The sequence below is a fragment of the Vibrio sp. 10N.222.46.A1 genome (assembly GCF_041473595.1).
Classification (GTDB): domain Bacteria; phylum Pseudomonadota; class Gammaproteobacteria; order Enterobacterales; family Vibrionaceae; genus Vibrio; species Vibrio tasmaniensis_A.
Map to the genome: position 1 here is coordinate 1 of NZ_JBFRSN010001652.1, position 448 is coordinate 448.

Annotated in this window: 1 pseudogene; it reads left to right on the top strand. The window is 47.5% G+C overall.

The window, feature by feature from the left end:
* Positions 1-448: pseudogene (gene pheT, locus AB4496_RS28665) on the top strand (phenylalanine--tRNA ligase subunit beta); the annotation flags it as partial.

The window sequence follows — 448 nt, forward strand, 5'->3', positions numbered from 1 at the left end:
GCTTCTAGTTGAAATCTGTGGTGGTGAAGTTGCGCCAGTAAACGGCAGCGAATCTGAAGCTGATCTACCTAAAGCAAACGTAGTTGCTCTACGTCGCGCTAAGCTAGACAGCCTACTAGGTCACGAAATCCCATCTACAGACGTAGTGGAAATTCTTACTCGCCTAGGTTGTACTGTTTCTGTTGTAGAAGATACGGAGACGACGGAAGCGGGTTGGACGGCAACGTCTCCATCTTGGCGTTTTGATATCGCAATCGAGCAAGACCTAATTGAAGAAGTAGGTCGTATCTACGGTTACGATAACATTCCAAACCAAGCGCCTAAAGCGGCACTTAAAATGAATGACCACAAAGAAGCTAACCAACCGCTTAAGCGCGTTCGTGACCTTCTTGTAGACCGTGGCTACCACGAAGCAATCACATACAGCTTCGTAGAACCAGAGCAGCAA